At 69.0% G+C, this 26549-nt stretch carries 19 protein-coding genes and 1 tRNA gene; 9 read left to right on the top strand and 11 right to left on the bottom strand.

Going from position 1 to position 26549, the window contains the following annotated elements; translation table 11 throughout:
* Positions 1 to 12: 12 nt before the first annotated feature.
* Both NFX31_RS07460 and leuS read right to left on the bottom strand, forming a co-directional pair.
* Entirely contained in the window at positions 13 to 1743 is a 1731-nt protein-coding gene (locus tag NFX31_RS07460; RefSeq protein WP_181022825.1) for an SGNH/GDSL hydrolase family protein, read from the bottom strand.
* 52 nt (positions 1744 to 1795) lie between these two features.
* Complete coding sequence (gene leuS, locus NFX31_RS07455) at positions 1796 to 4324, bottom strand: leucine--tRNA ligase (protein WP_420847435.1); 2529 nt, start codon at positions 4322 to 4324, stop codon at positions 1796 to 1798.
* A 212-nt stretch (positions 4325 to 4536) separates the two neighbouring features.
* Here leuS and NFX31_RS07450 point away from each other — a divergent pair, with 212 nt between their 5' ends.
* Both NFX31_RS07450 and NFX31_RS07445 read left to right on the top strand, forming a co-directional pair.
* Complete coding sequence (locus NFX31_RS07450; protein WP_045252253.1) at positions 4537 to 5583, top strand: App1 family protein; 1047 nt, start codon at positions 4537 to 4539, stop codon at positions 5581 to 5583.
* Between the two features lie 23 nt (positions 5584 to 5606).
* Complete coding sequence (locus tag NFX31_RS07445) at positions 5607 to 6497, top strand: 3-methyladenine DNA glycosylase (protein ID WP_420847434.1); 891 nt, start codon at positions 5607 to 5609, stop codon at positions 6495 to 6497.
* 27 nt (positions 6498 to 6524) lie between these two features.
* On the opposite strand, the gene NFX31_RS07440 is transcribed toward NFX31_RS07445, so the two are convergent.
* On the bottom strand, positions 6525 to 7730 hold the full coding sequence (locus NFX31_RS07440; RefSeq protein WP_262957094.1) for a glycoside hydrolase family 3 N-terminal domain-containing protein: 1206 nt from the start codon (positions 7728 to 7730) through the stop codon (positions 6525 to 6527).
* Between the two features lie 125 nt (positions 7731 to 7855).
* Here NFX31_RS07440 and NFX31_RS07435 point away from each other — a divergent pair, with 125 nt between their 5' ends.
* Positions 7856 to 9145, top strand: a complete 1290-nt coding sequence (locus tag NFX31_RS07435; RefSeq protein ID WP_045252254.1) for a threonine/serine exporter family protein — start codon at positions 7856 to 7858, stop codon at positions 9143 to 9145.
* A 14-nt stretch (positions 9146 to 9159) separates the two neighbouring features.
* Here the strand turns inward: NFX31_RS07435 and NFX31_RS07430 are convergent, their stop codons facing one another.
* Both NFX31_RS07430 and NFX31_RS07425 read right to left on the bottom strand, forming a co-directional pair.
* Positions 9160 to 10230 carry a flavin-containing monooxygenase gene (locus NFX31_RS07430; RefSeq protein WP_045252255.1) on the bottom strand — a complete coding sequence of 357 codons (1071 nt, stop codon included), beginning with the start codon at positions 10228 to 10230 and terminating at the stop codon, positions 9160 to 9162.
* Positions 10231 to 10265: 35 nt separating this feature from the next.
* Complete coding sequence (locus NFX31_RS07425) at positions 10266 to 11285, bottom strand: helix-turn-helix domain-containing protein (protein WP_262957093.1); 1020 nt, start codon at positions 11283 to 11285, stop codon at positions 10266 to 10268.
* Between the two features lie 85 nt (positions 11286 to 11370).
* On the opposite strand from NFX31_RS07425, the gene NFX31_RS07420 reads away from it, so the two are divergent.
* Positions 11371 to 11589 carry a hypothetical protein gene (locus tag NFX31_RS07420; RefSeq protein ID WP_045252257.1) on the top strand — a complete coding sequence of 73 codons (219 nt, stop codon included), beginning with the start codon at positions 11371 to 11373 and terminating at the stop codon, positions 11587 to 11589.
* An 11-nt stretch (positions 11590 to 11600) separates the two neighbouring features.
* Here the strand turns inward: NFX31_RS07420 and NFX31_RS07415 are convergent, their stop codons facing one another.
* The 4 genes from NFX31_RS07415 to lanKC form a co-directional block, all read right to left on the bottom strand.
* Complete coding sequence (locus NFX31_RS07415) at positions 11601 to 13328, bottom strand: ABC transporter ATP-binding protein (RefSeq protein WP_045252258.1); 1728 nt, start codon at positions 13326 to 13328, stop codon at positions 11601 to 11603.
* Positions 13325 to 15253, bottom strand: a complete 1929-nt coding sequence (locus NFX31_RS07410; protein ID WP_045252259.1) for an FtsX-like permease family protein — start codon at positions 15251 to 15253, stop codon at positions 13325 to 13327. Before NFX31_RS07410 ends, NFX31_RS07415 begins: the two co-directional genes overlap by 4 nt.
* Positions 15250 to 15972 (bottom strand): ABC transporter ATP-binding protein, encoded by a 723-nt coding sequence (locus NFX31_RS07405; protein WP_262957092.1) that lies wholly within the window; start codon positions 15970 to 15972, stop codon positions 15250 to 15252. The genes NFX31_RS07410 and NFX31_RS07405 overlap by 4 nt, the downstream gene beginning before the upstream one ends.
* 147 nt (positions 15973 to 16119) lie before the next feature.
* Positions 16120 to 18738 (bottom strand): class III lanthionine synthetase LanKC, encoded by a 2619-nt coding sequence (gene lanKC, locus NFX31_RS07400; protein ID WP_262957091.1) that lies wholly within the window; start codon positions 18736 to 18738, stop codon positions 16120 to 16122.
* 261 nt (positions 18739 to 18999) lie between these two features.
* On the opposite strand from lanKC, the gene NFX31_RS07395 reads away from it, so the two are divergent.
* Together NFX31_RS07395 and NFX31_RS07390 are read left to right on the top strand one after the other, a co-directional pair.
* Positions 19000 to 20286 (top strand): sensor histidine kinase, encoded by a 1287-nt coding sequence (locus tag NFX31_RS07395; RefSeq protein WP_045252262.1) that lies wholly within the window; start codon positions 19000 to 19002, stop codon positions 20284 to 20286.
* Entirely contained in the window at positions 20267 to 20923 is a 657-nt protein-coding gene (locus tag NFX31_RS07390) for a response regulator transcription factor (RefSeq protein WP_091475923.1), read from the top strand. Before NFX31_RS07395 ends, NFX31_RS07390 begins: the two co-directional genes overlap by 20 nt.
* 305 nt (positions 20924 to 21228) lie before the next feature.
* On the opposite strand, the gene NFX31_RS07385 is transcribed toward NFX31_RS07390, so the two are convergent.
* Positions 21229 to 21301, bottom strand: a tRNA-Ala gene (locus NFX31_RS07385).
* A 121-nt stretch (positions 21302 to 21422) separates the two neighbouring features.
* Positions 21423 to 22358 carry a LysR family transcriptional regulator gene (locus NFX31_RS07380; RefSeq protein WP_262957090.1) on the bottom strand — a complete coding sequence of 312 codons (936 nt, stop codon included), beginning with the start codon at positions 22356 to 22358 and terminating at the stop codon, positions 21423 to 21425.
* Positions 22359 to 22478: 120 nt separating this feature from the next.
* On the opposite strand from NFX31_RS07380, the gene NFX31_RS07375 reads away from it, so the two are divergent.
* The 3 genes from NFX31_RS07375 (at position 22479) to NFX31_RS07365 (ending at position 26511) form a co-directional block, all read left to right on the top strand.
* Positions 22479 to 24047 carry an aminotransferase class I/II-fold pyridoxal phosphate-dependent enzyme gene (locus tag NFX31_RS07375; RefSeq protein WP_262957089.1) on the top strand — a complete coding sequence of 523 codons (1569 nt, stop codon included), beginning with the start codon at positions 22479 to 22481 and terminating at the stop codon, positions 24045 to 24047.
* Between the two features lie 62 nt (positions 24048 to 24109).
* Positions 24110 to 25612 (top strand): amino acid permease, encoded by a 1503-nt coding sequence (locus NFX31_RS07370; protein ID WP_091475913.1) that lies wholly within the window; start codon positions 24110 to 24112, stop codon positions 25610 to 25612.
* Positions 25609 to 26511, top strand: a complete 903-nt coding sequence (locus NFX31_RS07365; RefSeq protein WP_262957088.1) for a universal stress protein — start codon at positions 25609 to 25611, stop codon at positions 26509 to 26511. The genes NFX31_RS07370 and NFX31_RS07365 overlap by 4 nt, the downstream gene beginning before the upstream one ends.
* Positions 26512 to 26549 lie beyond the last annotated feature (38 nt).

Genomic DNA, 26549 nt, shown 5'->3' with positions numbered 1-26549 from the left:
GAAGCCGCCCCCTCAGCGCCCCAGCGCGGCGCGCAGCGCGTCGGCGTAGTGCGGGCCGATCCTGTCGTGCCCTGCCTGCGTGAGATGCACGTTGTCGGCCTGCGGCGCCGCGTAGTCGCTCACCCACCCCGCGACCGACACGGCGTGGACGCCGATCCGCCGGGCCTCCTCCGTCACCGCCGCGTCCATCGCCCGCCGCGCCGCATGGGCCGCGTCGCTGCGGCTCATCACGCCGTTGACCACGATCGCGGCGTTCGGATAGGCCTCGCGCAGCATGCCGATGAGCTGATCCTCGGCCGCCGCCACCTCGGTGGAGGGGCGCTTCTGCGCGGCGTCGTTGCCTCCCAGTGTCACGATCACGACACCAGGATCCCCCTCGGGGAGCAGGAGACGGTTGCTGGACACGCTCTCGGTGAATCCCGCGCCGAGCCCGCTGATCGGCGCCAGGTAGCCGGATCCGCCGAAGCCGAGCTTCACGATGTGGGAGAACCCGGCTCCCTGCGCTCCCTGCTCGATCCAGGAATTCCCTCCGCACTGGGAGTCGCACAGCAGCACCGCCGTGGATGCGTCGACCGGAGTCGAGGGAATCGTGAGCAGTCGCCCCGCGCGCAGCACGGTCTGCCCCTTCTGCCAGTCCTGGTGCGATCCGCGGTCGTCGCTCCAGGAGTCCTTCGTCGGCCAGCCGAACCTCGCCGGATCCGCCGTCCAGACCGCGAAGTTCGCCGCATCCAGCCGGAACACCCCTGAGCCCTCGTGCCACAGCAGCACGCCGCCGGTGAAGCTCTGATAGCGGCCGCCGGGCACGTCGACCTTGTCGCCCGTGGGAGGACCCAGTTCGCCCTCGGGGCCGCCGAGCTCCTCGTAGCGGTTCTGGATGTCCCCCGCCGTGGTCGCGCGGATCGTCCCGTCGCTGTCCGATCGGTACAGCACGCCGCCCTGGAAGGACTGCATCGAGCCGCCCTCGAAGCGCGACGCCTCGGCCGTCGGAAGGCCGAGAGCCCCATCGGCTCCTCCGCGCTCACGGTACGACGCCAGGAACGGCGTCTGGACCGAGTGCGCTCCCGTGCCCGACGACCACCACACCTCGCCGCCGTCGAACTCCTGCACGAGCCGGTCACCCGACGCGCGCTGGGTGCTCTTCGGATAGCCGAGCGGGCCGGAGGCCGAGCCGGCACGGCGATGGGCGTCGGCGATGTCGGAGACCGTCGGCACGGCTCGCCCGTCCCTGACGTAGACGACGCCGTTCACGAACTCCTGCACCCGGGCGCCGCGCCGATCCGCGTGCTCCGTCGTCGTGGGGAAGCCGAGCCCCCCGCGCTCCTCGGAGTACCGCAGCCACGACCGCCAGACCGCGCCGCGCACAAGGGTCGTCTCCTCGCCGTCCGCGAAGATCCCGGCCCGCTGGAAGGCCTGCCACGGCCGGTCGGCGGAACCGCTCTCGGCCGCGATCGGCAGGCCCAGGGACGCGACCCCGCCGAGCTCGTCGAAGGCTTCGCCCACGGCATCACCGCGCACGATGTGCGCGAACCCGCTCGGGCCCGCGTAGATCGACCCTCGGCGATAGTCCTGCGAGCACACCCCGCCGCTGCATGTCTCACGGTTCCACGCGGCGCCCAGCTCATCGCTGTGCCGGTGCCAGAGCACGCCGATCGCACTGGTGTCGCTCACCGGGCGCGGCAGCTGCCACGCCAGCAGCAGACCGGCGCCGGCCAGCGCCGCGATCACCACCGCCGTGCCGAGCACGCGCCTCATCACCCGGAGGGCGCGCGCTCCTTTCCCCCCGGAGCGCACGGACTCAGCCCTTGACGGCGAAGTTCACGATCTTCGGGGCGCGGACGATCACCCGCACGATCTCCTTGCCGTCGAGGGCGCGCTGCACCTTCTCGTCGGCACGGGCGAGCGCCTCCAGGTCGGCTTCGCCGATCTTGGCGGGGACGTCCAGCGTGGCGCGCACCTTGCCGTTGACCTGCACGGCGCAGGTGGCCGTGTCCTCGACGAGCAGGAGCGGATCCGCCTGACGCCAGGTCACCAGGCCGACGGACGGCTGGTGGCCGAGGATCTCCCAGATCTCCTCCGCCGTGTGCGGGGCGACCAGGTCGAGCATCACGGCCAGGGTCTCCGCGGCCTCCCGCACGGCGGGATCGGCGGCCCCGGCACCGGTGTCGATCGTCTTGCGGATCGCGTTCACCAGCTCCATCAGACGCGCGACGAGCACGTTGAACTTCGTCTGCTCGACCAGCGCCGGGGCATCCGCCAGCAGGTGGTGGGTGACGCGGCGGAGGGCCGCGTCACCGCCGGCGAAGACGACGTCGACCGGGCTCGCCACGTCGTGCGCGACGCGCAGCGCGCGGGCCAGGAACTTCTGCGCACCGGTGGTGGAGACGTCCTTCCAGTCCTTGTCGTCCTCCACAGGACCCGCGAACGCCAGGGCGACGCGCAGGGCATCGGCGCCGTAGGCATCCAGCTCCTCCTGGAACAGCACCAGGTTGCCCTTGCTCTTGGACATCTTGGCGCCGTCCAGGATCACCATGCCCTGGTTGATCAGGCTGGAGAACGGCTCCGTGAAGTCGATCAGCCCCATGTCGAACAGCACCTTGGTGATGAACCGGGCGTACAGCAGGTGCAGGATCGCGTGCTCGACGCCGCCGATGTAGGAGTCGATCGGCGCCCAGCGCCGCGCCTCGTCGACGTCGAACGCGACGGTGTCGCTGTTCGGCGAGAGGAAACGCAGGAAGTACCAGGAGCTGTCCACGAACGTGTCCATGGTGTCCGGGTCGCGCAGCGCCGGCTCCCCGGTGGTCGGGTCGACAGTGCGCACCCACGACTCCGCGGCGCCCAGCGGGCTCGATCCCTTCGGGGAGAGGTCCAGGCCCTCGACGCTGGGCAGGCGCACGGGCAGTTGGGCCTCCGGCACCGGTACGATCTCGCCGTCCTGCGTGTGCAGCATCGGGATCGGGGTGCCCCAGAAGCGCTGACGCGAGATCAGCCAGTCGCGCAGGCGGTAGTTCTTGGCTGCACGCCCGGTGCCCGCCGCCTCCAGCTGCTCGATCGCACGGGCGATCGCGTTGCGCTTGGACAGGCCGTTCAGCTCGCCGGAGTTGATCATGCGACCGTCGCCGGTGAGGGCGACACCGGTCTTGCCGGGGTGCTGATCGTCGAGCGACTCCAGCGGCTCGATCGGAACGCCGTCCTCGTCCACCTCGATGACGGGCAGCGCGCCGGTGATCGGGGCCGTGGTGTCCACGACCACCTTCACGGGCAGGTCGAAGGCGCGCGCGAAGTCGAGGTCGCGCTGGTCGTGCGCGGGCACGGCCATGACCGCCCCGTGCCCGTAGTCGGCGAGCACGTAGTCGGCCGCCCAGATGGGCAGGCGCTCGCCGTTGACCGGGTTGATCGCGTAGCGGTCCAGGAACACGCCGGTCTTCGGACGGTCGGCGGACTGCCGGTCGATCTCGCTGGTCTTCTGCACCTGGGTCAGATAGTCCGCGAAGCGCTTGCGGACATCCTCATCCGCCCCCGCGGCGAGCTCCGCCGCCAGGTCGGAGTCCGGGGCGACGACCATGAAGGTCGCCCCGTGCAGGGTGTCGGGACGGGTCGAGAAGACCGTCACGACGCCCTCTCGTCCCTCGATCTCGAAGTCGACGTCGGCGCCGACCGACCGGCCGATCCAGTTGCGCTGCATCTGCAGCACCTTGTGCGGCCAGAAGCCCTCGAGCTGGTTCAGGTCGTCCAGCAGCCGGTCGGCGTAGTCCGTGATCCGGAAGTACCACTGGGTGAGGTTCTTCTTCACGACCTCGGCGCCGCAGCGCTCACAGCGTCCGTCGACGACCTGCTCGTTCGCCAGCACCGTCTGGTCGTTGGGGCACCAGTTGACCGGGCTCTTCTTGCGGTACGCCAGACCGCGCTCGTACAGCTTCAGGAACAGCCACTGGTTCCAGCGGTAGTACTCCTCATCGGACGTGTGCAGCTCCCGGCTCCAGTCGAACGAGACGCCGTACGTCTGGAAGCTCGCCTTCTGCTGGGCGATGTTCTGATACGTCCACTCGCGCGGGTCCGCGCCGCGGCGGATGGCCGCGTTCTCGGCGGGCAGGCCGAACGAGTCCCAGCCGATCGGGTTCAGCACGTTGTGCCCGCGGTGCCGCCAGAACCGCGCGACGATGTCCGAGTACAGATAGTTCTCGGCATGCCCCATGTGGAGGTCGCCCGAGGGGTACGGGAACATCGCGAGCACGTACTTGCGCGGGCGGACGTCCTCGGCGCCGCCGGCGCGGAACGTCTGGTTCTGCGCCCAGTACGCCTGCCACTTGTCCTGGAGCTCGCGCACCGACAGCGAGTCGTCATTCGACGGGGAGGCGGTGTGGGACGGGTTCTCAGACAACACGACGACCATTCTTTACGGCACGGAGAAGAGCGCCCCGAACAGGGCGACCTCCAGATTATCCCAGGCCGTGCCGGGCAGGGCTTCTCACCCGGCCACCCCCACCATCCCCCGCGGGGAAGGAAAGAACGGGGCGGGCATGAAAGACTAGAGCCGCTATGCCCTCCTCCTCATCCCGACCGGAGCGGATCCACTGGTTCGCCCGCCTGGAGCACCGTTTCCACGCGTGGCGCGAACGGCGTGCCCGCAAGCGCGGTCGCACCGCGACGATCGTGCCGTTCCCCGGGTACGGCGGCCCGGGCTGGGTCCGCGTCGTCGGACGCGTGCTGATCCTGCCGAAGACCCGCCGCGGCGGCAGGGATGCGAGCGTGCGCGGCTGGCGCAGCTTCGTCGGGATCCCGGTGAGCTTCGCGACCGTCACGATCACGGTCGCCGGGCGCGCGCACGAGGTCGCCGCCGACCGCGGAGGCGTGGTCGACTGCCGCATCGACGCCGACCTCCCGTCGGGATGGCAGGAGGTGACGATGTCGGTCGAAGGGCAGGATCCGATCCCCGCCCGCGTGTTCATCGTCGCCGAAGACGTGCGCTTCGGCGTCGTCTCCGACGTCGACGACACCGTCATGGTGACCGCTCTGCCGCGTCCGCTGATCGCCGCGTGGAACTCGTTCGTCGTCGACGAGCACGCCCGCACCCCGGTTCCGGGCATGGCCGTGCTCCTGGAGCGGCTGATGCGGGACAACCCCGGCTCGCCCATGATCTACCTCTCCACGGGCGCGTGGAACGTGGCGCCGACGCTGAACCGGTTCCTCTCCCGGCATCTGTTCCCGGCCGGATCCATGCTGCTCACCGACTGGGGCCCCACCCACGAGCGGTGGTTCCGCAGCGGCCGCGAGCACAAGCTGCAGAACCTCGGCCGCCTCGCCGAGGAGTTCCCGCACGTGCGCTGGCTCCTGATCGGCGACGACGGCCAGCACGACGAGGCGATCTACGGCCAGTTCCTCATCGAGCACCCGGACAGCGTCGCAGCCGTCGCGATCCGCCGCCTGCTTCCCGCCGAAGGAGTGCTGGCGGGGCGACGCGCCGCCGCGCGCGCCGACGGAGAGCAGGCCGAGCCCGACGATCTCGCCCCGTGGGTGAGCGCCGAGGACGGGGCCGGGATCCTCGACGAGCTCATCGACGCCGGCGTCGTGCGCACCGAGCCATGACCTCCGTCGCCGGGATGCCGGTCATGCCGGATTCCGGCGCACCGGGTCCGCGCGGCCGTCTCGACCGCGCGGCCTGGACCGAGCGCGCGGAGGCCCATGCCGCGCGCGCCGACGCGTTGACCGCCGAGCATCGCGCACGGCAGGCGCGGCGGGAGAAGCACCCGGTGCACGACTTCCTCTTCACCTATTACGGCTACAAGCCGGGTCAGCTGCGCCGGTGGCACCCGGGAGCGGGCGTGACGCTCGAGGACGCGCCGGAGCGGGCCGCATGGCGCTGGTACTCCCTCGCCCCGGGATCCGAGGCGTTCGCGCCCGACGCCGCGGCGTACGCGGCGGAGAAGCCGGAGCTCGCGCGCCTCGTGCGCCTGATGCTGGCGCGCACCGCGGCGCGCCCCGGCCAGTTCGGCTGCTTCGGCCTGCACGAGTGGGCAATGGTCTATCGCACGCCGGAGCACCGCCACGAGGTCCCGCTGCGCCTCGGGCAGGCCGGAACCGACGCCGTGGTCGAGCAGGGCGAGCTGCGCTGCACGCACATCGACGCGTACCGCTTCTTCACGCCCGAGGCGGTGCCGCGCAACCGCCTCGCCCCGACCCGTGAGAGCCAGCCGCACCTGGAGCAGCCGGGGTGTTTGCACGCCGGGATGGACGTGTACAAGTGGGCCATGAAGCTCGGCCCGCTCGTGCCGGGCGAGCTGCTGCTGGACGCGTTCGAGCTGGCCCGGGACATCCGGATCCTGGACATGGAGGCGGCACCCTACGACCTCTCGGACTGGGGAGTCGAACCGGTGCGCATCGAGACGGCGGAGGGCAAGGCCGAGTACGTGCGCCGTCAGCGGGGATTCGCCGAGCGGGGCAACGACCTGCGGATGCGGATCCTCGACGCCTGGGGCCCCGCTCCGCTCCCCGCTTCCTGAGCGAGCCGCCGGCGCGCCGAAGGACGCTCAGCGCGGGTGCTGATCCGCGATCTGCAGGCGAAGGGCGACCGTGTGCGACGCCGCCTCGGCGAGCCGCTCCTTCGGCAGCCCGCCGCCGTGCACCGCGGCCGTCACACCGTCGGCGATCCGCCGTGCCGTGTCGGGACCGGCACCGTCGAGGGCGAGCACGAGATCGCTGCCGGCCGCGATCGAGCGGACCGCGTCGGCCACCTCATCGGCATACGCGGGATCCCCCGAGTCGACCAGCATGTCGAGGTCGTCGGTCACGATCACTCCGTGGAAGCCCAGGTCGTCGCGCAGGATCCGGTGCCAACGGGGCGAGAGCGAGGCCGGCTGCGCGTCGACGGCCGTGTAGGCGAGATGCCCCATCATGACCAGGGGCGCCCCGGCCCTGATCCCGGCGAGGAACGGCGGCGCCACCTGTGCGCGCCAGGTCTCGAGATCCATCCCGGTGGCGGGGACCGCGTGGTGCGAGTCGCCCTCCACCGCACCGTGGCCCGGGAAGTGCTTGAGCGTGCTGAGCACCGAGGGCGCCTCTCCTCGCACGGCCGCGTCGACGCGCTCCGCCGCCGAGGCCGGATCCGTCCCGAAGGAGCGGTCGTACATGAAGGAGTCCGGCCCCTGCGCCACATCGGCGACCACGCCGAAGTTCACCGAGACCCCCGCCTGGGCGAGCAGCGTCCCGCGTGCCGCGAACGCGGTGCCCGCCGCACTCGCCGGCTCCGACTTCAGCACGTCGGCCCCGGGCTCGGTGTCCCAGGGCAGCCGCACCACGTCCCCGCCCTCCTCGTCGGTCGCGATCAGCGGAGGCAGCTGCGGATCGACGGTGAGCGCGGAGGTCACGGCGCGGAGCCCGTTCGGGGTGGGAGGAACGTTGCCTCCCATCAGGATGAAGCCGCCGAACCCTCCCGTCATCAGGGCGTGCAGCGTCGCGGGGTCGGTGCCCGCCGTGTTGCCCATCACCACGGCCGCCGCCTGCTGGGCGACGTCCATGCGGTCCACGATCCGCCGGGCCCGCTCGTCGACGGACGGGACGGCCGTCGCGGCCGGGGTGGGCGATGCCGTGCGCTGCGCCGATGGGCTCGCACTCCCGGGCGCGCTCCCCGGAGAGGCGCACGACGCGACGAGGAGCAGAGCCCCGACGATGGCCCCTGCCGCGACGATGCGGCGACCGCGCCTGGGCTCGCCGGCCATGTCCGATCGCCCCTGCATGCCTTCCAGCCTATGCGGCTCGTCGGCACGCCATCGGGCAGGAGCCGTACGGTCTGGAGGGGGCGGCACGCCCGCGCGACGGCCGCCGCGCGGGCGGAAGCCGACAGGTTCTACGATTCTCTGTGATGTCCCCTACCGAACCCGTCTCCGCGGATGTCGCGCTCGGCGATCTCGGAGCGCTGCTGCTCGACTCCGGCGTCTCCGTCACCGACGTGCGCGGCACGCTGGAGCGCGCCCGCGACGCCGTCACCCCCGACACCGAGCTGGCCTTCGCGGTGCTCCCCGAGCACGTGTTCGTGAGCCGCCCCGGAGTTCCGCGGGCGACCACCATCGCCGCCGGCGGCGGACCGGGTCTGACGTTCCGGCAGACCGCGCACGCATCGCTGCTCGCGCGCCGGCTCGAAGCGGGCCGGGTCACTCTGGATCAGGTCCCGGCACACATCGCCCACATCCGCGGCCTCGAGCGCCGTCATCCGGTGCTGCAGACGGCTCTCGGCGGGGCGCTCCTGTCCGCGGGGCTCGCGGTGCTGTTCCGCTGTCCGTGGTGGGCGGTCGTGCTGGCGCTGCTCGTGGGCGCGCTCGTGGCGTCGATCGTCCTCATCACCGAGCGCATCCGCGCCGCCGCCGCCGTGATCCCGTTCGTGGCATCGCTGATCTCGACGCTCGTCGTCGGAGTGGTCGCCGACCGGCTCGACTTCGGCGCGGTGCCCCTCTTCGCCGTCTGCGCTCCCGTGGCGCTGCTGGTCCCCGGGGCGCTCATCACGAACGCGCTGCTGGAGCTCACCGCCGCCGACATCGTCACCGGCGCCTCGCGGCTCGTCTACGGGCTGATCATGCTCACGTTCATGGCGGCGGGGATCTTCACCGGCGCCGCCGCGACCGGGCTCCGCGTCGATCCGCATTCTGCGGCGCTGGTGGGCGAGACGTCGCTCGTCACCGGCCACGGCGGATGGGAGGCCGTACCCCCTCTGGCCGGGAGCTGGATCGGGGTCGTGGTGCTCGCGATCGGGATCGGCCTGAGCTTCGGATCCGGCTTCCGGCTCACCATCGCGACCGTGATCGTGATGATCTGCACCTATGCGGCGCTGATGCTGCTCAGCCCCTTCACGGGCAGCACCGTCGCCACCGGCATCACCGCCGGCCTGCTCTTCTTCGCCGCCCGCGTGCTGGAGAGGGTGACGCTGGCCGTCCCCGCGACCGTGTCGTTCCAGCCCGCGTTCCTGCTGCTCGTGCCGGGGACCGTGGGACTGGTCGCGCTCGCCTCCTTCGACGCCGCCGCTCTCGCCGCCGCGCCGATGATCTTCATCAGCCTGTGCATCGGCACCAAGGTGGGTGCCCTCCTCGCGGATCTGCTGCGCGTCACGCGCCCCGTGTCGCCGTCGACCGCCACGGGCTCGATCCGCATCATCCGCTGAGCGACCGGGATCCGCTACCGGACGTCGGCCGCGACCCGCGAGCGCGTGAGGAACTGACGCACGCCCCGGGCCGCCGTGCGTCCGGCACGGTTCGCACCGATCGTGCTGGCCGAGGGCCCGTAGCCCACCAGCTGGATCCGCGGATCCTTGACGGCGGTCGTCCCTCGACCCCCGTGGTCGAGCTGGATCCCGCCGAGCTCGCTGCGCAGGTGCAGCGGGGCCAGATGGCCGATCGCGGGCCGGAAACCCGTGGCCCACAGGATCGCGTCCACCCGTTCGAAGGAGCCGTCCGCCCAGCGCACGCCGTCCGGTTCGATGCGCGCGAACATCGGCCGCCGCGCGTCGTAGACTCCGAGGCGCGCCGCCTCCTGCTCCTGCGGCCTCAGCATCAGGCCGGTCACGCTCACCACGCTCTGCGGAGCCAGCCCCTGCGCGACCCGCTGCTCCACGAGGGCGACCGCGGCCGCCCCCGCCTCAGGCGTGAAGTCGTCGGTCCGCCAGACCGGCGGCCGGCGTGTCGCCCAGACGACGTCGGCGATCGGCGCGAGCGCACCCAGGAACTGCACCGCGGACGCTCCGCCGCCGACGACGAGCACCCGCTTGCCGCGGAAGTGCTCCGGGCCCGGATAGTCGACGGTGTGGAACTGCTCGCCCAGGAACGTCTCCATGCCCGGGTAGTGCGGGACGAACGGCTGCGTCCAGGTCCCGGTCGCATTCACGAGCGTGCGCGTCCGCCACTCGCCCTCGGTCGCGTGCACCAGGAGGACGCCGTCCTCGTCGGTCACGCGGTCCACGTGCACCGGCCGGAGCACGGGCAGCTCGTGCTCGCGCTCGTACTCCGCGAAGTACGAGGGCACCGCGCGGTTGGCGTGCGCCGTGGTGCGCGGGGGCGGGACGGCTCCCGGCAGCTCCGCGACGCCGTGCACGTCCTGCATGGTGAGCGCGTCCCAGCGGTGCTGCCAGGCGCCTCCCGGCGCGTCGTCCGCGTCGAGCACGAGGTGCGGGATACCGAGCCGGCGCAGATGGTACGAGCTCGACAGGCCCGCTTGCCCTGCGCCGATCACGATGCTGTCGAGGATGTCCACGGGCTGTGCAACGCCCGGAATGCGGCGCCTGTTCCCTAGTGCGCCGCGACGAGGTCGCGTTCGGGCGTCGCCGCGATGGTCTCGAGCATCTCCGCGGCCTCGCAGGCGTACGACCGGCGGTAGGCGCTCGGCGCGATGCCCACCTCGCGGGTGAAGTGATGGCGGAAGAGCGTGGCGCTGCCGAAGCCGCACGACGCGGCGATCTCCTCGATCGACGCGTCCGTGGTCTCGAGCGCCAGGCGCGCCTGCAGCACCCGCTGCGAGGCCAGCCACTGCATCGGCGTCACGCCCGTCTCCGCCACGAAGCGGCGCGCGAAGGTCCGGCTCGACATGTGCGCACGCTGGGCGAGCGCGGCCACGGAGTGCGCCTCCGCGAGCCGGTCCTCCATGTAGGCGAGAACGTCGCCCAGAGCGTCCGAGGACACCTGGGGCACCGGCCGCTCGATGTACTGCCGCTGCCCGCCGTCCCGCTGCGGGGGCACCACCATGTTCCGCGCGATGACGTTCGCGATCGCGCTGCCGAGCTCCCGGCGCACGAGGTGCAGGCTCGCGTCGATGCCGGCGGCGGTGCCGGCGCTGGTGACGAGGTCGCCGTCGTCGACGAACAGCACGTCCGGATCCACCCGCGCGGTCGGATACCGGCGCTGAAGCTCCTCGGCGTACCGCCAGTGCGTCGTGCACGGGCGCCCGTCGAGCAAGCCGGCGGCTCCGAGCATGAAAGCGCCCGAGCAGGCGCTGAGCAGGATCGCGCCCCGATCCGCCGCGCGGCGGAGGGCCTCGAGCAGTTCTTCCGGGTACTCCTCGGCGGGCCGGACCTGCGCGGCGGGGACCGCGATGACGTCGGCGTGCTCCATCGCCTCCAGGCCGTAGGCGGGAATGACCTTGGCGCCCACCTGCGTGGTGACCGGGCGATCTGCCTCGAGACCGCAGACGCGGAAGTCGAACGCGGGGACGTCGGAGTAGACGCTCCGATCCAGGCCGAACACCTCGCTCAGGAGGCCGAACTCGAAGGCGGCGAGACCGTCGATGACAGGAAGCGTGATGCTGTGCAGCATGCGACCAGCGTAGTGGCTGGATCTTTATGACGAAAGTCTTTCCGCCACCTGGTGGCAGGAAATGCACGCTCGTACCTTTAGAGCCATGACTGAGACCACAGCTTCGCACACGTCCTTCCGGAGCCTGAACCGCGCGCACGCCGGCGCTCGCTCCGTCCCCCAGCCCACGTCCACACGCCGCGTGCGGATCGGATTGCCGATCTGGCTCCCCCGCGCGATCCTGCAGCGCGGCGGCATCGCGACCCGCGACGACGTACGCGCCCTCCGCGACCTGGAGGCCGCCCGCGACCGCAGCGACTGGTGAGGAAGTCGTAGTCAGGCACGAACGTTCTGCTGCGCGGCGAGGTCGCGGTACAGATCATTCCTGTCCATCAGCTCGTCGTGTGTTCCAGCGTCCACGATGCTGCCACGATCGATGACCACAATCTTGTCGAAGTGGCGCACTTCGGCGAGTCGGTGGGACGCCATTACGACAGTCTTCTCGCGTGCACGATCACGAACCAGTGAAGACAGTCGTTCCGCGGAGATGACGTCCAAGCTCGATGTCGGTTCATCCAGCAGCAAGACACTGCGGCCGGAGAGGAGAGCTCGCGCAACCCCCAGCCGTTGCCGCTCACCGCCGGACAGATTGTTCCCGGACGCTGTTAGCTGACGGTCGAGCACGTCTGCATCGCGGTCGACGAACAAGCCAACGTCCTGCAGCGCTTGGCGAAGCACATCGTCCGGCAGTCCGCGCTGCTCGATATCCAGATTCTCACGCACAGTGCCGCCTAGCGGTGGTGAGTTCTGCGGCACCCATGCCAAGCGGTCACGGTAGTCGGTCAATGAAATGTCCCGCGCTGCGACACCGTGCAGCCGCACGCTTCCGCTGCTCGGCTCATAGAACCGTTCAAGGAGCGCAAAGATCGTGGACTTCCCTGACCCGGACGGCCCGACGAGTGCGACGTGTTCACCCCGGCGAATGGTGAGGTTGAGCGGGCCGATGCCGGTCACATCTCCGACGGACGTGTGCGGGTACTCGAAAGTCACATGGTCCAACGCGAGCAACCGCTCCCCCGCGTCCACGCTCCCCCGCAGGGGTTCCGCCCGGTTTTCTCCCTCCGCGGCCGCCGAGGCGATCTCCTCGACGCGGTCGACGGCGGCGAGACCCGTCTGAATGCTGACGAACGTCGAACCCACCTGCGATACAGGCCCGACCATCATCATCAGGTACATCAGGAACGCTATGAGCTCACCCAGCGACAAGGTGCCGTCAGCGACGCGGATGCCTCCTACTGCGAGAGTGACGATGAGGAGAGCTTGAGCGGCCAGGGTCATCACCGGTTGCATGTACGCACCCAGCCGCGCCAGCCGAACAGCGTTGTTCCTCACGTCACCGGCATCAGCAACGACAAGGGCGAGCTGCTGTTGGCTGACGCTGTAGGCGCGGATCAGCGGTAACGCGGTCAACGTGCGTTCAAAACTGCCGGAAAGTGTTGCCGTGGCGGCCTGTGTCTGCGCAGATGCCGCGCGCACCAGTCGCCCCATGACGGTGGAGAGCACGGTGGCAAAGACGGTGATCGCCAGCGAAAGCACGAACAGCACCGGGTCAATGGTTGCCATGAGGGTCGCGGCGACGACGAAGGTGACGACCGCAGCCAGCAGTTTGAAAACGCCTGTAGTGAGGACGGTCGATGATGCAGCCGTGTCAGAGACCATGCGGGAGAGGAACTCTCCCTGCGGCACACGCTGCAGGTGCACCATCGGCAGTGAGAGGATGCGTCCCGCCACACGAGTGCGCAACTGGAGTACGAGATCATGCGCGGTGCGCGCCAGAGCGTAGGACTCCACGCCGGCAAGGAGCGCCTGGGTGATCACCACCGCCGTCAGGATCAGCACCGCTGGCACCGAGACGGAGCCGGAGGTGAGGCCGTCGAACATCTGCTGCAGAAGGAGTGGCTGGGCAAGTCCCAAGCCCGCGCCAAGAAGCGACAACACGACCAGCGCGCCGAGTCGCCAGCGGTGGCGTCGGATGAACTCCCGGAGTGTGGCGCTTCGGATCATCTTTTGGCCCTCCGAGTCGCGATGATTCCTGCGACGAGCACTGTGAGGGTGAACAGGCATGTCACTCCCACGAACGTGAGCGCGATGTCGCCCCACGGGATGGCGCCGAACGCGGTCGCCATCTGTTCCGGGTCTTGGGCGAGGTAACGCCACGCGATGAATGCGAATGCACCGGCAAGCAGCACGCCGCTGGAGACGATGAGGACGAGAGCCTCGGACAGCAACGTACCGACCGTGCGCAGACGAGAGATGCCGAGCAGGTTCAGCAAACGGAACTCGTCTCGCCGATTCAAGACGGACGCGGCGAGCCCCTGGATCATGGCGACGATGGTGAGGCCGTAGATGGTGCCGAACAAGGCGATGTTGCCGGTGGCGGCGTTGCTCTTACGAAGGGCGATTCGGGAGTCGATGAACTCCTTCTTCGACATCGTTGGGGCGTGGTCGTCGACGGAAGCGGCGATGCTCGCCACAGCGTGCTTGTCCGCTTTCACGAACACGCGGATGTCCCATACCTCCGGGTCAAGTGTGCTCAGCATCTCCCAATCGATGAGCAGCCCTGTGTAGAGCCGGGATGTGACGACGGCGGCGATCGTGAGCGTCGTCGTGTTCCCGTTCGGGGCTTCCACCGTGACGGTGTCGCCGACCTCGTCACCTTCCCGGGTGGAGACGACGGCCCCGTGTCCGGCGCTGTCGAAGTCGCCGGACTTCGCTCCAGTATCGAAAATGCTCCGGTACGAGTCGAGGTCGACGAAATTGAATACGGTGAGGAAAGTGCCGTCAGCACGTCCCTTCTCGATGAGCCGCGTCGTCGACGCGGAGCGCATCGCCGCGTCGACACCCTGCTCGTCGACGATCCGCGCGACGATGCTGTCGGCTTCCTGGACGGTGGCAGGTTCGGCGATGAGGTCAGCGTCGAGCTGCGTCTCAAAGCTGGCTTGCATTGTGGCCTGATCAGGCCCAGCCCCAATGGCGAAACCGCCCATCACCGCCATGAGGACGAGCAGCGGCAGGACGTTGGAAGCGAATCGTTGCGAATCCCGCCAGGCGCGCTGTGCGACGAGGACTCCGGAGCCTCCGATGAGCGGCCGGAGAACCCATCCCCAGGCGCGGGCGACGACGGGAACGAGGATCGGCGCGAGCGCTCCGAGTGGGAAGACGATGAGCAGCGGCACGATGATGGACGCGATGGGGTTCTCGCTGCCGGTGTCCGGCATGAAGATGAGGAAGGTGGCGAGTCCGATGACGGACCCACCCGCGACGATGACTCGGACGACGCTCATCCGCTTCGCGGGCGTACCGGTCGCGGATGCGGTAAGGGAAGCGAGGACGTCGTTCGTCTGCTTTGAACGCAGACTCAGCCAGGCGGCAACCATGGAGCAGAGGATCATCCCGGTCGCGACGGCGATCAATGTCAGGATGGGGAACCCGAAGTCCACCCGCAACGACTTGCCGAACACGCCCACATTCTGGAGGAGCAGGTAAAACGGATGGGCGAGGACGCCTCCGATGACGACGCTCGGCACGGCGACCATCGCCGCAAACACGAGCGCCTCGCCGGTGACCATGACGCGGACGCGAAGAACGCTGGCTCCTGCGAGGCGGAGCTGACCGAGCTCCCGCCGGCGCAGGGCGAGCATGTTCCGAAAGCCCAGGTAGACCAGGACGAGTGCAATCACCACGGTGGTGAAGCACATGACTTGCAAGATGCCCTGCGACGCCTTCACCGCGGCGCGTACGACGCGCGCATCGAACTCGGACAATGCGCCGACCCGCAGCGCCTGTCCGCTCGCCAGTCCGGTGAACAGGACCATCTCCGCTGTGGCGACGACCGTAGCGATGCTCAAGAGGGCGGCAACACCTAGGTACGCCGAGCGATGCCGCCGAACGAACGCGACGGAAATGGGCAGCTGCTGAGCCGCGCTCATCGGGCGGCGCTTTCCAGACCTGTCATCCGTGAGCTGACAGCCTCCGCGCTCGGGGCCTCCATGACGTCGACGAGGCGTCCATCAACGAGGAACAAGACGCTGTCGGCGTATGCGGCAATCTTCGGATCATGGGTGACCATCACGACGGCGGTGCCGACCTCACGGAACTGCCTAAGCTGATCCATCACGAGGAACCCGCTCTTGCGGTCGAGGGCTCCGGTGGGCTCGTCGGCGAAGATGACCCGTCGAGTCTGGGCGAGGGCCCGCGCTATTGCCACTCGTTGCTGCTGCCCCCCGGAGAGTTCTGCCGGGTACGAGTTGAGCTTCCCGGCGAGGCCGACGCTTGCGAGAGCTGCCTCCGCTTGGTCTCGGCTGATCACGGCTCCCCCGAACAGGGATGGCAGCGTGACGTTCTGCAGTGCGGTGAGAGCCTCGATGAGGTTGAAGCTTTGGAAGATGAACCCGAACTGATCGCGTCGCAGAAGGTCGAGCTGACGTTGCTTCGCAGCGGTCAGCTCGGTTCCGTCGAACGTCACGGATCCGGTGGACGCGCGGATGAGGCCGGCGAGACAGTACAGCAGGGTCGACTTTCCTGATCCGGACGGTCCCATGATGGCCGTGAACGACCCCGGTTCGAACGTGCAGCTGACGTCGTCGAGAGCACGCGTTTCCACCTGTCCGTTCGAGAACGTATGGCCCAGTCCAGTCGCCGCAAGCATTGTTCACCCTTTCAGTGATGAAGCGTGTGGGACGCGCATCAATGCGCGTCCCACACGTCCGTGTATCAGTTCGGTCCGCAGGAGATGCTGATACCGCTGTTGTTGCCGTCACACCAGATGCTGATGCCGGATCCGAAGAGACCGGCCTCAGGCTCGGACTCGTTCGACAGGCCCTGCAGAGAAAGCAATGCGCTCATTGTGTTCACCTCCTTCAATGTCATCGTCGATGGGCGTGGGAAGAGTCACCGGAAACCACCGGTTCGGGTCCTCTTCGAGCTGAGAAAGGAGCGCGCCGACATATCCGGCGGCTCCGGTGGAGAAATCTGCCGAGAGATGGTGACCGTTGTCGCCGAGCACCATCCGTGTTTCTGGGTCGTCTCCGCAGAACAGGAAGCTGTCGGCGGTGAATGTCATCAGCCTCGCCCGCTCGCCGCCAGAAGCGGATACGGGAAGGAGCGCACAGGCGACGCCCGCCGTTCCCCGAAAGAGACCGCCGTTCATGCTGATGAGGCCGTCCACGGCCTGAGTGAGCCGTGCGATCTCATCCCGGTACCGGGCCGGTGCGCATTGTGCGAGGGCGAACGCGATCCCCGCGGCGCCCTCGGAAAGGTAGCCGTAGGAGACACGGGAGTAGTCAACGCGAAGGGCCCCGCTATCCGCCGTGGTGAGCTGGGCGAGTTCGCGGTGGAAGCAGATATCCATCAGGTGTTCCCAGGAGTCATCTCCCGTCACTTCCGCCAACCGACGACAGGCCAACCCGACTCCGACCCATCCATCGAACAACCCGATCGCGTTGCCCGTCTCCGACTGCGGGCTGACGATGTCCGCAGTCCCCGTGATGCGGGCTGCGAGCGACGCCGCACACCGGTCGAGCAAGCTGCGGGCCACACCATCCCGGTCGCCGGCAAGGTCGCACAAGGCGAGGACGGTTCCGGACAGGCCACTGCGCACCGAGAGATCGGCTCCCGGATCGGGGCTTGATGCTCCAGCGAGGAGAATCACTTCGGCAGTGTCTGCATCCCCGAGTTCGGCGAAGACGGACGCGATGCCGGCGCTGCCTCGGAGGAGACCGTGAAAGGGGATGTGGTCCGTATCGCGCAGGCGTGCGCTCAACCAGTTACGGTCCTCGGTGACGTCGCGGCCCGCTCTCGCGAGCATGAGCATGACTCCCGCTGCCCCGGTCTCGATGTTCAGGAGCGCACCGGCGCCGTCCGCGAACTGTGTCGCGTCGCCCGGGTATCGCCGATGGCCGTCGCGCCGGGACCATTCGATGCCATTGCACACCTGGTCCACGAGGCGATTCGCCGGCACGAGCGCGCTACCTGCGGCGTGCCGGAATGGGTGCGAGGTTGCCACGGCGTCCACGGGCACCGCATCGACAAGTGCGTTCACGAGCTCGGACACGTCTGCGGGGAACTGTTCCTCGACTTTCCGGGCCCGGTACGTGAGCACGGACGGGTCGAACGACCCTGCCAGTGATGGCGAAAAGAGGTGCAAGACCACCGCTGCGAGTGCATATCTGTCCCGGTCGCGGTTCGATGTACGCACGTGCGGGACGAACCCGGGAGTGCCGATGCTGCCGACAGCCGACGCTTCCAAGGGTCGAGCTGCTTCCATGTCGATGAGACGGACACGGTTCCCGTCGATGAGGATGTTCTTCGGCTGCAAGTCGAGGACGCTCCACCCGGCGTCGTGGATCTGCGTCAGGGCCGCGACCATTTGCTGGGCAAGCGGTAGAGCTCTCACGGCATACGCGCTGAGACCGGTGGGATCGGTGCTGAACGGATAGTTGCTCGCCACCCATGCCTGCACGGTGACACCGGGGATGTACTCCTCGATGAGGAACTCGTGGTCACCGAGGACCCGGTAGTCGACCGCGTCCACGACGGCACCGACATGGGCGAGCGCGGTCAAGGCGCTATGTTCGTTGCGCAGACGTTCGGTGGCGTCGGTGGAGTCTGAGCTGAAAGCAGACCAGCGCCGAGCCTCCTTCAGCACGAACCGACCCCTGTCGGAGTCGGCAAGGTACACGCCACCGGCGTTGCTGAAATGAAGGCTAGAACGCACGACGTACGGGTGAAGGAGCTCTTCCAGTTCACCGGGCGCAGGGTTCAGGCGCTCCTCGACGAGCGCACGGATCAGGTCTGGCGGCTCAACGAAAGTGGGGAGCGTGAAGACCGCGGCACGGTTGTCGTGGACCTTCTGCCCGTCCGGAGCTTGGATGGCGTACCCCGTCGAGCCGTCGGCGTAATCAAGGCGGTCCATGAAGAACGCTCCGTAACGGAAGTAGACCGGGCTTTCGCCGAACTTCACGTCGGAGAGGATGTACGGACCGTCGAACCCGCGAAGGGCCATATCGAACAGCGGCAGAAGCTCGCAGAACTCCTCATCCGTGCGAGGGAAGACGGTGATGAACTTTCCGGCCGAGCCTCGGTTGGCGTACTTATTGCTTGTACGCTGCAGCTCCGCCTCGTCCGAGAGGTGTTTGAAAGGAACGCGCCGCTCGACGCAGATGTCAGCGACAAGACGAAGTGCCTCATGGGCGGTGCCGGGGTGGGTGCTTATGTGGATCTTCCACCCTTGGCGAGGGAGTGCACTGCCATCGTGCGGGTGGAAGACAGTCCAAGGACCGAATCGTGTCGACGACCACGAGGCGGGCATGGGGTGCACGAAGCCTCGCGTGGACGCGCTGGAGGTAGTCTGCTCGTAAAACGCCCTGCCGGGCGCGCAGTGCTGCAGCCGGATCAACGACCGGTTGCGGTACATCAGGGCTCACCTCGCCCGCCAAGACATGCTGGCGCCGGTGCAGCAAGGCTTGGTGATGCGGAACACGAATGAGTTGTCATCGCATCCCCTTCCGCTGCATCGTGGTGGACCGATCGCCTCCTGGTCTCGGCGTCCTACACCCATAGAACCCAGCGGCGGCGGTGGGCACGATGTCCCCTACCCCCCTCTTTGAGGTAGGGCTGGCCATACCTTCTGACGACGTTCGCGATGCGGGGCACGGGGAATCCCTAGGCTGGACCCATGACGGCGGCGGGTCACGTGTGGGCGGCGATGAAGCTGCCCCCTTGGCGCTTCGCTCTCAGCGGTTGGCCGTGGCGTGCGCTGCTGTACCTCATGCTGAGTGTGCTCATCGGCGCGGCTCTCGTTCCGCTCGCGGTTTTCACGCTGCTTTTTGTGCCGTTCTGGGCGCTCATCCTCGGATCGCTTGAACGTCGTCGCACCAGCCTGGTCGGGTTTCCTCGACAGGCGAGCGCCCATGGTGTCATCGACGCGAGCGAACGGCACCACTGGATCAACATCCGTCTGACCGAGCGAGCGACATGGCGGGAGACGCTTGCGCTCGTGTGGGACCTGTTCTACGCGCTCATCGCCCTTACCGTGTTGTTCTTCGAGACGATCACTCTTCTGGCGCTCGCAATGGTCGCTGTCGCGGGGATCACCGGGCCGACGCCGACGCAGTTCTTCGGGGATGCCGAAGGCATCATGACTCCCACCAATTGGTGGCCGGTCGCGCTGATCACCCTCGTCGCGCTCGTATTGTTCGGGTACATCAACGCCTGTTTGGCCATCGGACAGGCGTGGGTTCTGAGACCGCTGTGCGGTCCGCGTGCGCGTGGTCTTGACCCCGATGTCCAGCGTCTCCTCAATTCACGTCGTGCCCTTGCTGAGTCGTCCGATGCGGAGCGCCGCCGCATCGAACGCGACCTCCACGACGGCGTCCAGCAGGAGCTCATCGCTCTCGGCGCGCGCATCGGGATGATCGGTTTAGAAGTCGATGAGCTCGCCTCTCGAGGCATCGACGCCGCTCACCTTCAGCGAGCCGTGGACGAAGCGCAAGCCCAAGCGGAGCATGCGATGTCCACCCTCCGTGACACCGTTCGCGGTATCCACCCCTCCGTGCTCGCCGACTATGGTCTACGCGCGGCGCTGGAGGAGCTGTCCGAGCGGAGCAACATCCGGGTGACTCTCGAAGGAAGCCCCGGCGTCCGCGTCCCCGCCGCCCTTGAAACCACTGCCTACTACCTGGTCGCCGAGGCTCTGACGAATATCGCCAAACATGCTTCAGCGACATCCGCTGTCGTTGCGACCGGCACAGATGGAGAGTCTTTCATCGTCACGGTCACCGACAACGGAAGCGGTGGTGCCGACGAGCGCAACGGGACTGGCCTTCGAGGACTCTCCGACCGTGCGGAAGCTCTGAATGGTCGCCTAAAGGTCACAAGTCCTGCTGGTGGGCCCACCGTTGTACGGATGGACCTGCCCCTCCCCCACGAAGGAGACACGTCGCATGCGAATACTCATCGCTGAGGACTCGGCGCTTCTGCGTGAAGCCCTCATCGCCCTACTCGAGCGCATCGGCCACACCGTCGTCGGCGCCGCAGAGACAGCTCCACAGCTGGAGGAGGCTTTCGCCGCTCTGGAGCGCGCGCCTGACATCATCATCACTGACGTCCGCATGCCCCCGGGAAACAGAGACGACGGTCTACAGGCCGCCTTGCGTATCCGTGAGCTGCAGCCTCACCAGCCGATCCTGGTCCTTTCGCAGTACCTTGCCGACACGAATGCCCGCCGTCTTCTCACCCTCCCGGAAGGAGCTGTCGGGTACCTGTTGAAAGACCGGATCAACCGGGTCCGCGACTTCGCCGGCGCCCTGCAGAACATCGCGAGCGGGGGAACCACCATCGACCCTCACGTCGTCCAGCACCTCCTCAGTGCGGCGCATCCAGGCCCACTGGATACTCTCACGCCGCGGGAGACGGAAGTCCTCGTCCTGATGGCGGACGGCCAATCAAACGCCGCCATCGCGGAGAAGCTCGTACTCAGCGACCCCGCTGTCGGCAAACACGTCGGGCGCATCTTCCAAAAGCTCGGACTCAGCCCGGTGGACGAAAACCGGCGCGTCAGGGCTGTGCTCACGTACCTACAAGCCTCGCGAACCCCCTAGGCCATACGTCTCGTTGAATCGTTCGCTGGCGCTCGATCCCGGCGGCCGCCCTGGACGAGAGCTGGCCGGACTTCGTCCGCGTCGCCTTCCTCTCCGAGCATCTGCTCGATCGCTCCCCGATCGCTCCCCGATGAGCCCGATCATCCGCCTCCGGAGCGACGGATGAGGAGATCGCCCGATTCGGACGACGAGGCTGACGCGGCGCGACAGACGCGACGCCGCAGTCCGACTTCACCTCTGCGAACGCCCCGCGCGTGAGCGAGAATGAGAGAAGCCCCGAGCGCGTGCTCGGGGCTTCTTGTCGGTGGACCTGAGGGGACTCGAACCCCTGACCCCCTGCATGCCATGCAGGTGCGCTACCAGCTGCGCCACAGGCCCATCTGCTGCTCGCGGCTTCCCGCGACAACTCCCTCAGCTTACAACACCGCTTCGATCGGATGCGAATCGACCCGGCGAATCGCGGAGGCCGGGCGTGTCCGGAGACCCGCATCCTCGCCCCTCACTCGGCCTCCGCCTCGGCGCGCAGAGCGGTGAAGCCGTCGCGGACCGCGGCGACGAGCTGGCGCACCGCCGCAGACGGACGCCGGGCGGCCCCTGCCGCCGGCACGGCCACGAGGATCGATCGCACGAACGCCGGATCGTCGATCGGTCGCAGCACGATCCCAGGGTGCGCCCCGACGGCGGCCATGCGGGGCACCAGGCCGATCCCCATGCGCGCGCCGGTCATGGCCAGCATCACCTGGAAGTCGTCCGTGCGGATCGCGATCTCGATCGTGTGACCGGCGGCGGCGAAGGTGTCGACGACGATCGTGTCCATCGAGTCGCCCCCCGCCGCCGCGAACATCCACCGCTCCTCGTGCAGCGTCAGCAGCGTGGGGACGTCGATCGAGGTGCGCGATGCGAGCGGATGCCCCACCGGGAGCGTCAGCAGGAGCGGTTCCCGGTGCACCTCGATCGCCGTCACCGTGGAGCGGAAGGCGAGCCCGTACCCCGGCACCGTGTAGACCAGCGCAGCGTCGACCTCGCCGCGGTTGCTGCGGTCCACGAGGGAAGGCACCTCCTCGAGCACCACGTCGACCTCGATCCCCTGACCGTTCAGCCGCAGCACGACGGGCGGCAGCAGCTGCGCCGCCGAGGTGAAGGTGCCGAAGCGCAGCCGCGTCCGGCCCGTCTGCGTCAGCTCCCGAGCGTCGGTGATCGCGCGCTCGCTGAGGGTGAGGATCTCCTGCGCCCGCTCCAGCAGGAGCATCCCCACGGGTGTCAGCCGACTCCCCCGCGGCGAGCGCACGAGCACCTCGGCGCCGACCAGGCGCTCCAGATTCTTGAGGTGATAGTCGACCGTGGGCTGCCCCCAGCCGAGCCGGCGCGCGGCCGCCGTGACGGAGCCTTCCGCGTGGACCGCCCTGAGGGCTTCGAGCTGACGGAGATCGACCATGAGACACCAACCTCCTATGTTGATCCAGCTTCCCAGAAGCTCTGAGTCACATACAGGATATTGTGGGCGGGCGAACTTCGGGGGATTCCTCGACGAACGCCGCAGCCTCACCATGGGGGAATGCACGCTTCCGAGTCCGTCCTCGTCGCACCGTCGCCCACTGGCGCGTCTGAGCCGGGCACCCCGCGGGTCGGCGACACCGGCCGGCACGCGGCGACCCCCTACGCCGACGCCCTCGAACGGCACGCGAGCCGATCCCCGATCCAGCTGATGGTGCCCGGCCACAGCGGCAACGGCTCCGGCATCAGCGGTCGTCTGGCGGACTACTTCGGCGAGCGCGTCCTGCAGCTCGACGTGCCGATGCTCCTCGACGACATCGACCTCGGCGAGAACTCTCCCCTGTCGCAGGCGCTCGAGCTCGCCGCCGAGGCCTGGGGTGCACGCCGCACCTGGTTCCTCGCCGGCGGCGCCTCGCAGGCGAATCGGATCGCGGCGCTCGCGGTGCGCGGTCTCGGCGCGAACGTCCTGTCCCAGCGCAGCGCGCACTCGAGCTTCAGCGACGGCGTGCTCACGGCAGGGCTCACCCCCTCGTTCGTGCTCCCCTCGGTCGACGCGCGGTACGGGATCGCGCACGGCGTCTCCCCCTCCGCGCTCGACGACGCCCTGACGGCGGCCGCCGACCGCGGGCAGCCGGCGAGCTCCGTCTACATCGTCTCGCCGAGCTACTTCGGGTCCGTCGCCGACGTCGCCGGTCTCGCCGAGGTCGCCCATGCGCACGGCGCCCCGCTGATCGTGGACGGCGCCTGGGGGCCGCACTTCGGCTTCCACCCGGATCTGCCGGAGTCGCCGACCCGCCTCGGCGCCGACCTGGTCGTCTCGAGCACGCACAAGCTCGCCGGATCCCTCACCCAGTCGGCCATGCTGCACCTCGGCGACGGACCGTTCGCCGATCGCCTCGAGCCGCTCATCGAACGCGCCGTCTCCACCACGTCGTCGACCTCCTCCTCCGCGCTTCTGACGGCATCCCTGGACATCGCCCGGCACGCGCTGATGACCGGTGCCGACGCGATCGGCCGGTCGATCGCCGGAGCGGACGCGTTCCGCGCGGCGCTGCGCGAGGATCCGCGCTTCTCGGTGGTCAGCGACGGCTTCGGCGCGTTCGACGACATCGTCGGGGCCGATCCTCTCCGTGTGCCGATCGACGTCTCCGCCACGGGCGTGAGCGGCCACTGGCTGCGTCAGCACCTGCTCGAGGTCGAGGGCATCTACTTCGAGATCTCGACCGCCACGGCGCTCGTCGCCCTCATCGGCGCCGGCAAGACGCCCGATCTCGCGCACGTGCACCGCGTGCTGTCGGCAGCGGTCGACTCCGAGGAAGCGCACGCCGAGCGCGCCCAGGCCGACGCCGCCGGCTTCCCCCCGCTGCCGCCCTCCGGCGCGCTGCGCATGCTCCCCCGTGACGCGTACTTCGCGGCCACCGAGCTCGTCCCCGCCGCGCAGGCGGTCGGCCGCATCTCGGCCGACACCCTCGCCGCCTACCCTCCGGGGATCCCGAACGTCATCCCGGGCGAGGAGATCACGGAGCAGACCGTGGCCTTCCTCCAGGCCGTGGCCGCGTCGCCCAGCGGATACGTCCGCGGCGCGGTCGATCCGGACGTAGCGCGATTCCGGGTGACGAGAGAAGACTGACTCCCGATCCTGCCGAACCCGCATCGCGCGCAGGATCACACATCCAATCAAAGGAGACTGGAATGACCACCATCGCCCAGCAGTTGCTGCGCCGGAAGCCGACCACGCCGGTCGGCGCCGGCGAAGTGCACCTGAAACGAAGCATCGGGCTGTTCTCGCTGACCATGATCGGCGTCGGCGGCACGCTCGGCACCGGAATCTTCTTCATCCTGTCGCAGGCCGTGCCCGTCGCCGGCCCCGCGGTGATCTGGTCGTTCGTGATCGGCGGCGTCGTGGCAGGCCTCACGGCCCTCTGCTACGCCGAGATGGCGGGCGCCGTGCCGGTGTCCGGATCCACCTACTCCTACGCCTACGCGACGCTCGGCGAGGGGACGGCCATGGCGGTCGGCGCGTGCCTGCTCCTCGAGTACGGCGTCTCCACGGCGGCGGTCGCGGTCGGCTGGTCGCAGTACGTGAACCAGCTCCTGCAGAACCTGTTCGGCTGGCAGATCCCGGTGCAGTTCTCGCAGGCCCCCGAGCAGGGCGGCATCATCAACGTGCCGGCCGTCATCGTGATCGTGCTGTGCGGCCTGCTCCTGCTGCGCGGCGCCCGTGAGTCGACCCTGGTGAACAGCATCATGGTGGTCATCAAGATCTCGGTGGTGCTGTTCTTCTGCGCCGTCGCCTTCACCGGTTGGAACGCCGACCACTTCCAGAACTTCGCCCCTGCGGGCTTCGCGGGCATCGTCGGCGGCGCCGGGATCATCTTCTTCTCGTTCGTCGGTCTGGACGCCGTCTCGACGGCCGGTGACGAGGCGAAGAACCCGAAGCGCAACCTGCCGCTCGCGATCATCTTCGCCCTCGGCATCATCATCACGCTGTACGTGCTCACCTGCCTCGCGGCCCTCGGCGCGCAGGCCCCGGCGAAGTTCGAGAACCAGGACGCGGGCCTCGCCGCGATCCTCCAGAACATCATCGGATCCACCTGGCCGGGCACGGTCGTGGCGATCGGCGCGATCATCTCGATCTTCTCGGTCACGCTGGTCTGCCTCTACGGCCAGACCCGCATCCTGTTCGCGATGTCGCGCGACGGCATGATCCCGCCGGTGTTCGCGAAGGTGGACCCGCGCACCCTGTCGCCCGTGAACAACACGATCATCGTGATGATCGCCACGAGCGTCCTCGCCGCCGTCGTCCCGATCAACTTCCTCGCCGAGATGACCAGCATCGGCACGCTGGTCGCGTTCCTCGTCGTCTCGATCGGCGTGATCATCCTGCGGGTGCGCGAGCCCGAGCTGGAGCGCGGCTTCCGCCTGCCGCTCGGCTGGACCATCCCGATCCTGTCGATCATCGGCTGCATCGCGATCATCACGCAGCTGCGCTGGATCACGATCGTGGTGTTCCTGGCGTGGGCCGCCGTGTTCCTCGTCTTCTACTGGTTCTACGGCCGCACGCACTCGGCGCTGGCCGTCGGGCACCCGGTCGTCGCCGCGGCCGACGTGCCGTACACCACCGCCGTCGCCCAGCCCAGCACCGGCGAGGTGCGCCAGGCCGCAGCCGCGCGCCGCAAGGACGGCGAACGATGAGCCTGCTCGTCGGTCTGAGCCCGGCGAGCCGCTCGGCGTCGGTTCTGCACCTCGCGGCGATGCTGGCGCGGTCCGCCGAAACCGACCTGATCGTCACGACGGTGGTCCCGCAGACCTGGCCGCGCGCGGCGACCGCCCGCGACGACGCGGAGTGGCACGCGTTCACGCGCGACGCCGCGAACGCCGTGCTCGACCACGCCGCCGCCGTCCTCGGCGGCACCGTGCCTGCGGAGTTCGTCCTGCATGAGGCGTCCTCCGCGCGGCGCGGGCTGCTCGAGCTGGCCGAGGCTCGCGACGCGGGCATGATCGTGATCGGCTCGTCCTCTGCCGCGCCGCTCGGGCGCATCGCGCTGGGGTCCGAGAGCGACGCGCTCCTGCACGCCTCGGCGGTGCCGGTCGCGATCGCGCCGCGCGGGTTCCGCACCAGGGGCGAGGCCCGGGTGGGCCGCGTCACGGCCGCCTACCGGGGCACCGACTCGTCGGCGGACCTCGTGCTCGGCGCCGCGACCGTCGCCGGCTCGGTGGGCGCCGCGCTGCGCATCGCCTCGTTCGCGGTCGTGCCGAACGTGTCGGGCGCGGCGGGGGCAGGGCTCGACGCCGAGCGGATCATCGCCGACCAGTGGGCGGCCGACATCCAGGCGCACGCCACGCAACTCCTCTCGGAGGTGTCCGCCCTGCCGGGCGCCCCCGAGCTCGCCGGCACCGTGATCGGGATCGGGGACACCTGGGAGACCGCGGTGGACGACGTCGAGTGGGACGCGGACGAGGTGCTCGTCGTGGGATCGAGCAGTCTCGGGCCCCTCGCGCGGGTCTTCCTCGGATCCAACGCGACCAAGGTCGTCCGGCACTCCCCCGTTCCCGTCGTGGTCGTCCCGCGCCGCGCCCTGGATCCCTCCTGACCCGGCCGTCGTCCCGGCCACCCCGACCGCGAAGGACC

The organism is Microbacterium azadirachtae (genome assembly GCF_025583665.1).
Taxonomy (GTDB): Bacteria; Actinomycetota; Actinomycetes; order Actinomycetales; family Microbacteriaceae; genus Microbacterium; species Microbacterium azadirachtae.
The sequence above is the reverse complement of the archived record's forward strand: the minus strand, read 5'-3'. Positions and strand labels throughout refer to the sequence as shown.